The sequence below is a fragment of the Aestuariimicrobium kwangyangense DSM 21549 genome, assembly GCF_000421525.1.
Lineage (GTDB): Bacteria > Actinomycetota > Actinomycetes > Propionibacteriales > Propionibacteriaceae > Aestuariimicrobium > Aestuariimicrobium kwangyangense.
This window is the reverse complement of sequence record NZ_ATXE01000004.1, coordinates 212090-224648: the sequence shown is the minus strand read 5'-3', so window position 1 is coordinate 224648 and position 12559 is coordinate 212090. Positions and strand designations below refer to the sequence as shown.

Annotated in this window: 12 protein-coding genes; 3 read left to right on the top strand and 9 right to left on the bottom strand. The window is 69.6% G+C overall.

Annotation, left to right across the window (positions count from 1 at the left end; genetic code table 11):
• Positions 1–4: 4 nt before the first annotated feature.
• From pstA to mshD, 6 genes are all read right to left on the bottom strand, one after another.
• Entirely contained in the window at positions 5–1258 is a 1254-nt protein-coding gene (gene pstA, locus H507_RS17485; protein WP_022911126.1) for a phosphate ABC transporter permease PstA, read from the bottom strand.
• A gap of 1 nt (position 1259) precedes the next feature.
• Entirely contained in the window at positions 1260–2177 is a 918-nt protein-coding gene (gene pstC / locus H507_RS0112955) for a phosphate ABC transporter permease subunit PstC (protein ID WP_040438723.1), read from the bottom strand.
• A gap of 264 nt (positions 2178–2441) precedes the next feature.
• Positions 2442–3629 carry a phosphate ABC transporter substrate-binding protein PstS gene (pstS, locus tag H507_RS0112950; RefSeq protein WP_022911124.1) on the bottom strand — a complete coding sequence of 396 codons (1188 nt, stop codon included), beginning with the start codon at positions 3627–3629 and terminating at the stop codon, positions 2442–2444.
• A gap of 195 nt (positions 3630–3824) precedes the next feature.
• Positions 3825–4715, bottom strand: coding sequence for an NUDIX hydrolase (locus H507_RS0112945; protein ID WP_022911123.1), 891 nt, complete (start codon positions 4713–4715; stop codon positions 3825–3827).
• Between the two features lie 7 nt (positions 4716–4722).
• Entirely contained in the window at positions 4723–6852 is a 2130-nt protein-coding gene (locus H507_RS0112940; RefSeq protein WP_026378200.1) for an RNA degradosome polyphosphate kinase, read from the bottom strand.
• Positions 6853–6896: 44 nt separating this feature from the next.
• Complete coding sequence (mshD, locus tag H507_RS16850) at positions 6897–7835, bottom strand: mycothiol synthase (protein WP_022911121.1); 939 nt, start codon at positions 7833–7835, stop codon at positions 6897–6899.
• A 109-nt stretch (positions 7836–7944) separates the two neighbouring features.
• Here mshD and H507_RS0112930 point away from each other — a divergent pair, with 109 nt between their 5' ends.
• Entirely contained in the window at positions 7945–8649 is a 705-nt protein-coding gene (locus H507_RS0112930) for a hypothetical protein (protein ID WP_157438989.1), read from the top strand.
• On the opposite strand, the gene H507_RS0112925 is transcribed toward H507_RS0112930, so the two are convergent.
• Positions 8633–9280 carry a response regulator transcription factor gene (locus H507_RS0112925; RefSeq protein ID WP_026378198.1) on the bottom strand — a complete coding sequence of 216 codons (648 nt, stop codon included), beginning with the start codon at positions 9278–9280 and terminating at the stop codon, positions 8633–8635. The two genes, H507_RS0112930 and H507_RS0112925, sit on opposite strands and share 17 nt — an antisense overlap.
• A 124-nt stretch (positions 9281–9404) precedes the next feature.
• Here H507_RS0112925 and H507_RS17480 point away from each other — a divergent pair, with 124 nt between their 5' ends.
• Complete coding sequence (locus H507_RS17480; RefSeq protein ID WP_022911118.1) at positions 9405–10493, top strand: NADase-type glycan-binding domain-containing protein; 1089 nt, start codon at positions 9405–9407, stop codon at positions 10491–10493.
• A 34-nt stretch (positions 10494–10527) separates the two neighbouring features.
• Here H507_RS17480 and dtd read toward each other — a convergent pair whose 3' ends face one another.
• Complete coding sequence (gene dtd, locus H507_RS0112915) at positions 10528–10992, bottom strand: D-aminoacyl-tRNA deacylase (protein WP_022911117.1); 465 nt, start codon at positions 10990–10992, stop codon at positions 10528–10530.
• Positions 10993–11019: 27 nt separating this feature from the next.
• Here dtd and H507_RS16840 point away from each other — a divergent pair, with 27 nt between their 5' ends.
• On the top strand, positions 11020–11631 hold the full coding sequence (locus tag H507_RS16840) for a GNAT family N-acetyltransferase (RefSeq protein ID WP_022911116.1): 612 nt from the start codon (positions 11020–11022) through the stop codon (positions 11629–11631).
• On the opposite strand, the gene ygfZ is transcribed toward H507_RS16840, so the two are convergent.
• Positions 11564–12559, bottom strand: a complete 996-nt coding sequence (ygfZ, locus tag H507_RS0112905) for a CAF17-like 4Fe-4S cluster assembly/insertion protein YgfZ (protein WP_022911115.1) — start codon at positions 12557–12559, stop codon at positions 11564–11566. The two genes, H507_RS16840 and ygfZ, sit on opposite strands and share 68 nt — an antisense overlap.

The following is a 12559-nucleotide window of genomic DNA, read 5'->3' as shown; positions in this document are numbered from 1 at the left end:
TTCCTCAGCGGGTCTTCTTGGTGCGGGCACCGATGAACTTGGCGATCAGGTTGAGTCCCATCACCAGCAGGATCAGGGTGAGGGCTGCTCCCCAGCCGCGTTCAGCGCCCGGGTAGTTGGCGGCGGTGTTGGCCGCGCCGGTGATCATCGTCGGCAGCGAGCCCATGTTGGACCCGAACGGGTTGCCGACGAGCCGGGGGCCGTAGTTGAGCAGGATCAGCAGGGGTGCCGTCTCACCCATCACCCGGGCCATGCCCAGGACGACGCCCGTGGCGATACCGGTGAACGAGGTGGGCACCACCACCTGCAGGATGGTGCGCCACTTGGCCACCCCCAGGGCGTAGGAGGCCTCGCGCAACGAGTCGGGCACCAGTTTGAGCATCTCCTCGGTCGAGCGCAGCACCGTCGGCAGCATCAGCAGGACCAGGGCCATGGACGAGGCGAAGGTGGACCGCCCCATGCCGAACACGGTGATCAGCAGCGCGTAGATGAACAGCGCGGCCACGATCGAGGGCACCCCGGTGAGGATGTCGACCATGAAGCTGACCAGCCGGGCGAGCCGCTTGCCACGGCCGTACTCCACCAGGTAGATGGCCCCCAGGATGCCGAGGGGGACGGCGACGATCGAGGTGATCAGGCCGATCTCGAGCGTGCCGACGATGGCGTGCAGCGCACCGCCGTTGGGGCTCGTCTGGTCGGTGCGGGACTGGTCGGTCGTCCACCACTGCAGGCTGAAGGTGCGCACCTTGCCCTGCTTGTCGCCACCGGGGATACCCACCACCTGGGCCTTCTGCTCCGACTGTGTCTGGCCCTTGATGCGGATGGTCGACGTGCGCTGGTTGGGGTCGGACGTCGAGGCGGGGACGGCGTTGTAGTCCACGTACTGGCCGACGGCCGGGTAGGCACCGCCGACGCTCCAGATGTGTGTGGCCTGGGCCTGGCCGGTTCCGGCGGTCTGGTTGCACTGGGACTCGGGCACCCGGCGGTAGTTCTGGTGGGCGCCGTCGGGTGCCTTGGCCTCGACCACGCAGATGCGCGTGTAGTCGGGTTCGGCTGTCACCAGCAGGGCGGCTCCCTTGGTGAACACCGTCGCCAGGATCCACAACAGGGGGATGATCGCGACCACCGCGGCGAACCAGATCAGTACGCGCATCAGGTTGTCGACGAACTGGCGCGAACCCTTGGGTCGTCCCAGGTCGGTCGAACTGGGGGAGTAACTGGTCCCACTGGTGGGTGACTGGTTCGTGGTCTGGGACATCTCAGCCCTTCTTTCCGCCGGCGGCCACGGCGCGGGCGACGCCGTTGACTGCGAACGTCAGCACGAACAGCACCAGACCGGCCGCGATGTAGGCGCCGGCCTTGGTCGGGCTGTCGAACTCCGGGGCCCCGCGGGCGATCAGCGAGGCGAAGGTCTGGCCGCCCGAGAACAGCGACCAGCTGAAACCGGGCACGGTCGACAGGATCAGCATGACGGCGATGGTCTCACCCAGGGCACGTCCGAGACCCAGCATGGCGGCGGCGATCGATCCCGACCGCCCGTAGGGGATGACGGCGATCCGGATCATCTCCCATTTGGTGGCGCCGAGAGCCCAGGCGGCCTCGATGTGGTCGCGGGGGGTCTGGTCGAAGACGTCGCGCGAGATGGCGGTGATGATGGGCAGGATCATGATCGCCAGCACCAGCGATGCCGCGAAGACCGTGCCCGCCGAAGTGACACCCCGCTCGAACAGGGGGATGAAACCGAGGGTGTCCGACAGCCAGTCGCCGAAGGGCTTCAGCCACGGCGCGAACACGCGGGCTCCCCACAGGCCGTAGACGATCGAGGGGACCGCGGCCAGCAGGTCAACCAGGAAGCCGACCACCCGGCCCACCCGGGACGGCGCGTAGTGGGTGATCAGCAGCGCCACGCCCATGGCGACGGGGACGGCGATCACCATGGCCACGATCGAGCTGAGCACGGTCGTCCACAGCAGTGCTGCGATGCCGAAGGCGAGGTTCTGGTCGGAGATGTCCCAGCGGGTCGAGGTCAGGAAGTTGACCTGGTTGCGGCTCAGCGGCCCCACCGCGGACGCCACCAGGAAGATGGCGATGGCGGCGATCATGGCCACGATCACCACTCCCGTGGTCACCGTCAGGCCGGAGAAGAAGCGGTCGGGACCCTTGGTGGGAGGGGCCAGTTCGACGTGGGGGATGGTGATCCGACCACGGGTCTCGGGGGTGAGGTGCTTGCCGACCGGGGACTCGTCCGCAGCGCCCGCCAGGTGGGCGAGCGTGTCGTGGTCCTCCGGTTCGAGCGTGGCCGCCCTGAGCGGCTCAGCTGGCTGGTTCATGGTTCTCCCTGACGAAGGAGGGCCCCCCGCTCATGAGCGGGGGGCCCTCCCGTGGTTGTCTCAGTGTGGATCAGTCTTGCGCATCCACGAGGTGACCCTGGGGGGTCATCGTCACTTGAGCGCCTGGATGGCGGTCGAGACCTTGGTGGCCACGGCCTCGGGGAGCGGGGCGTAGCCGGCGCTCTGCAGGGTGGTGACGGCCTCCGGGGTGGTCATGTAGGTCAGGAAGTCCTTCATGAGCGCGCCCTGGGCCTGGTCGAGACCGGCCGAGCAGACGATCTCGTAGGTCACCATGACCATCGGGTAGACCCCGGCGGGGGTGCCGTCGTACTTGAGCTTCAGGGCCAGGTCGTTGCCGGTGCCGACGATCTTCGCCGACTCCATGGCCTTTCCGGCGTTCTCGGCGGTCAGTTCGACCGCTCCCGAGCCGTTGTCGACCGAGCTGACACCCAGCTGGGCATCCTGCGCGTACTTCCACTCGACGTAGCCGAAGCCACCCTTGGTGGACTTGATGGCATCGGCCACACCCTGGGTGCCCTGCTTGCCCTCGCCGACCTTGGCCGGGAAGGTCTTGCTGGTCTCGGCGGTGAAGTTCTTGGGGGCGGCGGCCTTGAGGTACTTGGTGACGTTCTCGGAGGTGCCCGACTCGTCAGCGCGGAAGAAGGGGGCGATCTTCTCGGCAGGCAGGGTGACGCCGGGGTTGGCGGCGGCCAGGGCCTTGTCGTTCCAGGTGGTGATCTTGCCCGCGTAGATGTCGGCGACGATGGCCGGGGTCACGGTGAGCTTGTCGACACCGTCGAGGTTGTAGGCGAAGGCGACCGGGCCGACGATCATCGGCAGGTTCCAGCCCTCGTTGCCACCGCAGCGGGCCTTGACCTTCTCGGTCTCGACGACGCCGTCCTTGGGTTCGGTCTTCAGTGCGGAGTCGGAACCGGCCCACTGCAGCTGCTTGTTGTAGAAGTCCTTGATGCCCTGGCCCGAACCCGACTTGGTGTAGATCACCTCGGAGCCGTTGGCGGAGCACAGCGAGTTGTACTCCTTGGTCAGCGCCTGCATGGCGATGTCCTGGGCGGACGAGCCGCCACCGTTGATCTTGCCGGCCGGGCAGGTGAGCTCGGTGCCACCGGCCGACTGGCTCGCCGATGCCGAGGTCTCGGTGCTGGAGGCCGAGCTGGCGGCCGAGGAGGCCGCCGACGAGGCGGAGTCGGTGCTGGTGGTCGTGGTGCCACCGCAGGCAGCCAGGCTCAGGGTGCCGATGGCGGCGATGGCGGCCACCTTGGCGAAGCGGGTGAGGATCACAGTCCATTCCTTCGTTAGCGATCGTGGTCCGCGCCGGCGGGAGGTTTCCTGCGGCAGCGTCGAGCGACACGCTAGGGAGCACGGATGACGGGAATCCGCTCAACGCGTGAACAAAACGTGAACGGGGCCGGTACATCTGCGGAGCGCACCGTTGGATCTCGCGCTGACCAGTGGCGATGCCCGTGAGCACGTGGTTCAGAAGCGGGACTTGTGCTGCTCCACGGCGAGGATCTCGCCGCCCTCGGTGACGTGCAGCACCTCGACCTCCCCGGTGAGCATCGGCTCGGTGGGGGCGAAGATGGCCTCGCGCATCTCGGGCAGCACCGGTCGGTGTCCGCAGACCGCGACGGCCCGCCCGGGCACCGACCGCGCATCGGCAAGCAGGGCGCGCATCGTGGTGCGCACGGGCAGGGGGTCGGTCTCGAAGGCCTCCTCCGACAGTTCCGGGGCGAGTTCGAGGTCGATCCCGGCGCCGCGGGTGAAGGGCTCCAAGGTCTGCACACAACGGGTCGACGTCGAACTGACGGCGCGTTCCACCCCGTAGGCCCGCAGCAGGGGCGCCAACCGCTTGGCCTGCCGTCGTCCGCGTCCGGACAAGGGGCGTTTCCAGTCCTTGCCGCCCGACCAGTGTTTGCGGTCCATCGCCTTGCCGTGCCGGACGATCGCCAGCACCGAGGTCGGCACCATCGTCACCGCCCGCTCCAGCACCCTCACCTCGTCGGGGTAGCTGAGCTTGCGACGCGCCCGCGCGAGGCTCATCCACTCCACCCGGTCGACCTCGGCGTCGGGTGGTCGTGGCACCTCGCTGAGCAGGCGCCCCGCCCACCAGGTGACCCGCTTGCGCCCCTTCGAGGTCTCGTAGAACTCATGCCCCAGCGGGGCGCCGATGGCGACCAGACAGCCGGTCTCCTCGAGCACCTCGCGCACGGCCGTCACCGGCAGGTCCTCGTCGGGGGAGGGCTTCCCCTTGGGGAGGCTCCAGTCGTCGTAGGCCGGTCGGTGCACGACGAGCACTTCTGGTTGCCCGTCGTCCCCCTCGCGGATGACGCAGGCCCCGGCCGCCTGCAGCTTGGTCTTCTTGGTCACCCAGGCCTCACTTGGCCGACGCGCGACGCTTGGCCGTCTCGGCCACCAGCAGCGCCTGCATGTCGACCAACGGTTCACCCCGGTCATCGCGGGAGCGCTCGACCCAGGTGGTGTCGTGCAACTGCCAACTGACGGTGTCATCGGCGAAGGCGAGGTCGAAGAGTCGTTCGATCTGGGCGATGTGCGCCTGGTGGGTGATGCTGACCACCACCTCGACCCGCCGGTCGAGGTTGCGGTGCATCAGATCGGACGACCCGAGCCCCACGGTCGGTCGTCCCCCGTTGGCGAACCAGAACAGTCGCGAGTGCTCCAGGAAGCGACCCAGGATGCTGCGCACGCGCATGTTCTCGCTGAGCCCCACCACGCCCGGACGGATGGTGCAGATGCCACGGACCCACAGGTCGACCGGCACCCCGGCGTTCGAGGCCCGGTACAGGGCGTCGGTGATGGCCTCGTCGACCAGGGAGTTGACCTTGATCCGGATCCCGGCCGGCAGACCGGCCTCCTGGTTGTCGATCTCGTTCTGGATGCGTTCGAGCAACCCTTGGCGCACGCCGTGCGGGGCCACCAGCAGGCGGCGGTAGTCGGTGTTGTGGGTGACCCCCGAGAGGTGGTTGAACAGCCGGGCGACGTCCTCGGTGACCACCGGGTTCGAGGTGAGCAGCCCCATGTCCTCGTACTGGCGGGCCGTCTTGGGGTTGTAGTTGCCGGTGCCGATGTGGGCGTAGCGGCGCAGGCTCTCCTGCTCGTCGCGCACCACCAGCGACAACTTGCAGTGGGTCTTCAACCCGACCATGCCGTAGACGACGTGCACACCGTACTTCTCGAGCTTGCGTGCCCACGCGATGTTGTTCTGCTCGTCGAACCGGGCCTTGATCTCGACCACGGCGAGCACCTGCTTGCCGGCCAGCGCTGCCTCGATCAGGGCGTCGACGATGGGGGAGTCGCCCGAGGTGCGGTAGAGGGTCTGCTTGATCGCCAGCACCTGTGGGTCGGCGGCCGCCTGCTCGATGAACCGCTGCACCGAGGTGGCGAACGAGTCGTAGGGGTGCTGCAGCAGCACGTCGCGCTTCCGCAGCGCGGCGAACATGTCAGCGGGCTGCGCTGTCTCGACCTCAGCCAGGTGGGGATGGGTGATGGGCAGGAAGTTCGGATAGCTGAGGTCTTCCCGGTCGATGCCGCCCAACGAGAACAGTCCCGTCAGGTCGAGCGGGGCCGGCATGCGGAAGACCTCCTTCTCGCTGATGTCGAGCTCGGTGATCAGCCGGTCGAGCATCCGCTCGGAGATGTCGTCCTGCACCTCGAGGCGCACCGGCGGACGACCCACCTTGCGGCGCAACAACTCCTTCTCGAGGGCGAACAGCAGGTTCTCGGCATCGTCCTCCTCGACCTCGAGGTCTTCGTTGCGGGTCACCCGGAAGGTCGTGTACTCCACCACTCGCATGCCGATGAACAACTGGTCGAGGTGGCGGCTGATCACCTCCTCCAGCGGCAGGAAGCGGCCACCACCGAGGTTGATGAACCGACTGAGGATCGAGGGCACCTTGATGCGCGCGAACTGGTGCGCCCCTGTCAGGGGGTGCTGCAGTTGCACGGCCAGGTTGATCGACAGCCCCGAGATGTAGGGGAACGGGTGTGAGGGGTCGACGGCCAGGGGGGTGAGCACCGGGAAGATGCGCTCGGCGAACAGACCTCGCATCCGGTCCTTCTCGGCGGCCTCCAGCTCTGGCCAGGTCAGCACCTCGATGCCATTCTCGGCGAGTTCGGGGCGCACCACCTCGTGGAAGGTGCGCGACTGGTCGGCCACCAGTTCCTGGGCTCGGTTGAGGATGGCATCGTGCAGGTCGCGCGGCATCTGGCCGGTGACCGAGGGCACGGCCACGCCTGCGGCGATGCGGCGCTTGAGTCCCGCCACCCTGACCATGAAGAACTCGTCGAGGTTGGACGAGAAGATGGCCAGGAACTTGGCCCGCTCCAGCAGCGGCACCCGGCCCTGGTCCTTGGCCAGGTCGAGCACCCGGTTGTTGAAGGCCAGCCACGACAGTTCGCGGTCGGAGTAGCGGTCGGCAGGCAGCGCACCCTCGGGTACGGCCTCGAGTGCGCGCCTGGCCGCGACCCCGCTCGGGCTGGACGCCATCTGACTCGACTGGGCCACTTCATCCACCTCTCGCCCGCGCTTGTTCACGCGTAGCTGCTGTCGCGGTTGTGCACCTCAAAGCTAGCGGAGTCGTACAGCTGCACCACCCGGGTCTGGTCGGCCTCGACGTAGAGGTGCACGTGCTCCGCCCCACGCGACTGCAGGTGGGCCAGGCCGGCCGCCAGCAGGTGGCGACCCAGACCCCGGGAGTGGACGTCGGGGTGGACCCCGAGCACGTACACCTCGCCCACCGGGGCTCGTCCGGGAACCTCTTCGAGCTTGGTCCAGTGGAACCCGAGGAACTCCTCGGTGCGGGTGTCCCGGGCGAACAGCAGCCCCTCGGGGTCGAACCACGGCTCGGCGACCCGGGCGGCGACGTCGTCAACGGTCATCGCGCCCTGTTCCGGATGGTGGGCGAAGGCGGCGGCGTTGATGCGCACCAGGTCGGCGGTGAGATCGGGGGTGAACGGGACCAGCTCGACACCGGGCAGCGGTTCGGGCGGGGCCTGGGGGTGTGCGATCAAGTCGCGCACCATGATCAACAGCTGGCGCTCCAGGTGGAGCCCGAGGTGGGCGGCCAGGGCCGCGGCGGCCGGCAGGGTGCCGAACGACCACCAGTGGTGGGGGTGGGCGTCGCGGACGACCGCCTCGGCCAGCGCCGTGCCTATCCCCCGCCCACGGTGGTCGGGGTGGACGACGAGTTGTACCGAGGAGTCGGCCGGGTCGAGCCAGGCCCAGCCCAGCACCGCGTGACCCCCGTCGTCCGGCCCGCCCCCGCCCCCGCCCGTGCTGTCACTGGCCAGCCAGTGCACCCCCGCGCGCTTGCCGTGCAGGGCCATCCGTCCGAGTTCGTTGACCGGCGCCACACCGTCGACCAGCACCGCACGTTCGACGATCTCGTGCACCGCCCGGGACCAGGGGCGCAGGGCCTCGCCGTCGGTGTGGGGCAGGCGACGGACCTGCGCGGGAGGGGCTTCGCTCATGGGGTTCCTCGACAGCTTCACGGGTGGTCGTGACTCCATCACACCATGCACGTCGCCGGACGGCGACGAGAGTGCTTCGAGTGTCGGATCGCGCCGTTAGTGTGTGCTCATGCGCACCCCCGGCCCTCGTCGCTGGCCCCTCCGCCGCTGGCGTGCGGGCGGCTGGTCGCGGTTGCGCGGCAGGGCAACGGCCACCCACGAGACGGTGGACGCGCCGCCCGTGCGTACCGACGACGAGGACACCCTGGTGCTGCGGACCCTGGCACCGGACGGCAGCCCCGAGGTGACCACGCAGGAAGCCAGCCCCGACCACGGTTCCCAACCACGCCACCTGCCACCACCACCCAACCCCGAGCTGGCCGCCATGGCCAGGCAACGGGTGCGGATCACCCGCATCGGGGTGGGAGCGGCGCTGCTGGGTGCGGTCGCCATGGTGGCGGCCTCGGTGGTCCGGGTGGACGGGCAGGCCGACCGGCTGTGGTCGACGGCGGCCAACGTCGGCGCCGTCATGGTGTTGTTGGTCTGCCTGCTGCAGTGGCGGCTGTGGGTGCTGGCCTGGTTGGAGTGGAGGGGGGTGCGCTCCGCGCGCCTGTCGCCCTGGTTGGGGCTGTCGAAGCTCGGCGGCTGGATGTCGGTGGTGACCGCACTGGTCGAGGCGTTCGCCGGCTGGCGGGCCACCCTGACCCCGGCAGCGGGCGGGTTGGCGACCATGCTCACCTGGTTGGCCCTGGTGCTCAGCGCCTGCGGGGTGGTGCTGGCCGGACTGCGCGGCTTCAAGCCCTCGGAGGGCGAACCCGTCAGCGAACGGGGCTGAACCGGTAACCCACGTTGCGCACCGTGGTGACGTGCCCCTCGTACTCCGGGCCGAGCTTGGCCCGAAGCCGGCGCACGTGCACGTCGACGGTGCGGGTACCCCCGTAGTAGTCGTAGCCCCACACCTCGCTGAGCAGGTGCTCACGGGTCAGCACCCGACCGGGGTGCACGGCCAGGTACTTGAGCAGTTCGAACTCGGTGTAGGTGAGGTCCAGGGAATGGCCACCCACCGTGACGGTGTAGCCCTCCTCGTCGATCTGGATGGGGCCAGCCTCGATCAGTGACGAGGTGCGCCGCGACTGGGTCAGCAACCGGATGCGTGCCTCGAACTCCGCCGCCTCGGCCGTCTCGAGCACGAAGTCGTCGGCACCCCAGTTGGGTTGCACCACCGACAGGGTCTGGGTACTGGCCAGCAGCAGGATCGGCATCGACGAGCGGGTGCGCACCGCCACGCAGGCATCCCTGGCGCGGGAGAGCTCGGAGCGAGCATCGATCACCACGACGTCGGCATCGATCATGCTGAGCTGGTCGGCCGCATCGGTGACCAACTCGACCGCGTGCGGCAGCAGGGTGAGCGCGGGCGGCAGACCGTCGGCCGACGACTGGGTCGTGACCACGACGAGATCCGCCATGGGCACTCCCTTCTCTGCGCCGTCCCGCCCGGGTCTGCCGGAACGGGTGGTCTCATGGTGCCACGTCCACGCGCTCGTCATCACTCGGGGCGACGGTCACGGACGCCGGGCTACAGTGACGACGATGCCTGACGAGATGCCAGACGACTGGTTCCGCCCGCGGACCAGCCCCGATCGCACGCCCTCCGACGACGCGCCCCCGCGCGGCGCCGGCGGTGGCGCGGGTCGTCCTGCCACCCCCCAACAGCACCCGGAGCCCGGGTTGGGGGGTCAGCCAGCAGACGGCCCGCACGACGGTGCTGCCACCGCTGAGTTCGACTTCACCCAGGAGCGCTACACCACCCAGTTCAAACCCGGCTACGCCCCGCGCTCGCAACCATCGGGGCGGGCTGAGGTCGTCCCGCCCGCTCCCGAGCCGACCGCTCCTGCGATCCCACCCACCCCGGCGCCCACCTGGTCGTCCGGTGCGACGGCGTCCCAGCACGACACCGGGGCCCAGACCCGCGTCGGCGGAGCGCACCCACCGCGCACCTCGTTCATCGGACGCCACCCGGGATGGGTCACCCTGCTCGCAGTGGTGCTGGCGCTGGCCGTGGGGTTGTCCGCCGGGCAGTTGATCCGGGGGGACGAGCAGCGTGACCCGGCCTCGCCCGGGGTCAGTGGTTCGTCGGGTGGTTCGCGCCCGGGCACTCCGAGCACCTCCGCTTCGCCGGTGGTCGCCCCGTGGGCGGGACCGACGGCCCCGCTGAAGGCGGACACCGTGAGCGCGTCCTGCACCGCCCCCGATGCCACCGACGCCGACGGTCGGCGGGTGACCTACCCGGCAGCAGCGGTGCTGGACGACAACCCTGACACGGCCTGGCGGTGCAACGGCGACGGTCTGGGCCAGTCACTGACCTTCACCTTCCCGAACGGGTCAGTGCTGGTCGGGGTCGGGCTGCAGAACGGCTACGTCAAGACCGCGGGCAAGGACCAGCTGTACGACCAGTACCGCAAGGTCACCAGGGTGAGGTGGACGATGGCCGACGGCTCCTGGTTCGTGCAGAGCCTCTCGGACAACAACCCGTCGGTGCAGCAGGTGCTCATTCCGCCCACCACCCTGACCGGTCGGGTCACCCTGACGATCGAGGCCTCGACCCGCCCCGGACGGGTGGGGGAGGCGACCCGCGACGCCGTTCTGTTGTCGTCGGTCTCGTTCCAGACCAAGGTCTGACGCGGGCGGGGCGCAGCGCTCCTCCGGCTCTGCATCAGCCCCAGGACTCGCTGTCCAGGATGATGGTGACCGGACCGTCGTTGACGAGTTCGACCTGCATCTGGGCACCGAACCGGCCCGTCTCGACCCGCGCGCCGAGATCGGTCAGGGCCTGCACGTAGGCCTCGACGAGGGGCTCGGAGACGGGGCCCGGTGCCGCGGCACTCCATGAGGGGCGACGGCCCTTGCGCACGTCGGCGTACAGGGTGAACTGGCTGATCACCAGGATCGGCGCGTGCAGGTCGGAGGCACTGCACTCCGCTTGGACGGTGTCGCCGCCCGTTGGTGCCTCCAGGATGCGCAGGCCCCACGTCTTGGCGGCCATCCTCACCGCCGTCTCGCGGCTGTCGGCGTGGGTGATGCCGACCAGGGCCACCAGACCGGGGCACGACAGTCGTCCGACCACCTCGCCGTCGACGGTGACCTGGGCCCGGGTGGCTCGCTGCAGCACGACACGCATGGGGCTCAGGCTGCCACACTGGCTCGCATGGACACGGGACTGGAGCGCACGGTGGTGCTGCAGGTGCCGATCACGTTCCGCGACCTGCAACGCGACGACGTCGACCCGCAGCGGCTCGGGTGGTCGGGTGGTGAGGTGCACCTGGCGGCCATCGGTGAGGCCCTCGACCTGGCCTGGGCCGGCGAGGTGGACGTGCTGGTGGGGGAGTTGCCGACCGGTCAGCTCGTGGCTTGCGGGGCCGTCGACCATCGCAAACTGCCCAGTGAGTTGTGGATGCTCTCGGTGGACGCCCGCTGGCAGTCCCTGGGTGTGGGCACCGCCCTGATCGGGGCCCTCGAGCACCGCATCGTGGAGCGAGGCCGAGACCACGCCGGTCTCGGCGTGGAGTGGGACAACCCACGGGCCCGGGCGTTGTACTCACGTCTCGGCTACGTCGACTCGGGCCTGGTGCTCGACGGCTGGCCCCAGGACGACGGCACCCGCTACGTGACCTGGTGCACTCAGATGACCAAGAGTGTGGGCGCGACCCAGGGTGTGGGTGCGACCCAGGATGTCGGTGGGACGGGGTCCCTCAGCCCAGACGAGGACGAACGTGCAGACCCACCTCGGGGTCGACCAGGGGCTCCTGGGCAGCGGTGATGTCGCTACCGGGCTGGTCGTCGGTGCCCACGCCCGTGACCACGACGGTCGCCTCGACCGGCAGGTTCCGCTTCACCAGGGCGAGGGCGATCGGGCCCAGTTCGTGGTGCCGGGAGGACGAACCCACGAACCCCACCTCACGACCGTCGGCCCTCACGGGTGACCCGGTCTCGGGAAGCGCGTCGACCGATCCGTCGAGCATCAGCTGCACCAGCCGGCGTGGCGGTCGTCCGAGGGTGTGGACCCGGGCCACCGTCTCCTGCCCTCGGTAGCACCCCTTGTCGAGGTGGGTGCCGAGCAGCCCGATCTCATTGGGGATGGTGCGGTGATCGGTGTCGACGCCGATGCGGGGCTGTCCGGCTGCGATGCGGATCGCCTCCGCGGCCCACACGCCCACGGGCACGCCTTCGGGCAAGGGGGCCTCGCGGGGCCAGAACAGTTCACGGCCGCCCAGCGGGGAGCGGCGGATTGCCAGCGGCTTCGCGTCCCCTGGGGTGTCGACCCCATCGCCCACCCAGACCAGGCCGACCTCGTCGGAACGGTCGGCGACCTCGACGCGGGTCATGAACCGCATCCGGTCGAGCCAGGAGACCAGGTCGGCCACCCGGCCGGGCTCGGTCCAGGCCCAGACCGTCCCACCGTCGTCCACCCCGTGCAGCACGTGCTCGATGTGCCCGGTGGGTGACAGCACCAGCGCGGTGAACGGCTCGCCCGCGCCCAGGCCTTCGAGGTGCTGGGTGGTCAGCGAGTGCAGCCAGGTCAGCCGGTCAGGCCCGGTGACCGTCAGGACACCCCGCCCGACGCCGGGGCTCGGCGACCAGTCGACGACACCGGTGCCCGCTTCGAGGGCGCGCTGTTCGGCGACGGGGCTGCCGTGGTGCCAGACGAGACCGGCATCGGGGCCGGCGAGGACGTGAACGATGGTCAT

Bases quoted from the DNA above. Each gene is read 5' to 3' on its own strand.
- ygfZ (WP_022911115.1), bottom strand. From the start codon at position 12,559: ATGACCATCGTTCACGTCCTCGCCGGCCCCGATGCCGGTCTCGTCTGG.
- dtd (WP_022911117.1), bottom strand. From the start codon at position 10,992: ATGCGTGTCGTGCTGCAGCGAGCCACCCGGGCCCAGGTCACCGTCGAC.
- H507_RS0112940 (WP_026378200.1), bottom strand. From the start codon at position 6,852: ATGGCGTCCAGCCCGAGCGGGGTCGCGGCCAGGCGCGCACTCGAGGCC.
- mshD (WP_022911121.1), bottom strand. From the start codon at position 7,835: ATGAGCGAAGCCCCTCCCGCGCAGGTCCGTCGCCTGCCCCACACCGAC.
- pstA (WP_022911126.1), bottom strand. From the start codon at position 1,258: ATGTCCCAGACCACGAACCAGTCACCCACCAGTGGGACCAGTTACTCC.
- H507_RS17480 (WP_022911118.1), top strand. From the start codon at position 9,405: ATGCCTGACGAGATGCCAGACGACTGGTTCCGCCCGCGGACCAGCCCC.
- H507_RS0112925 (WP_026378198.1), bottom strand. From the start codon at position 9,280: ATGGCGGATCTCGTCGTGGTCACGACCCAGTCGTCGGCCGACGGTCTG.
- H507_RS0112930 (WP_157438989.1), top strand. From the start codon at position 7,945: ATGCGCACCCCCGGCCCTCGTCGCTGGCCCCTCCGCCGCTGGCGTGCG.
- H507_RS16840 (WP_022911116.1), top strand. From the start codon at position 11,020: ATGGACACGGGACTGGAGCGCACGGTGGTGCTGCAGGTGCCGATCACG.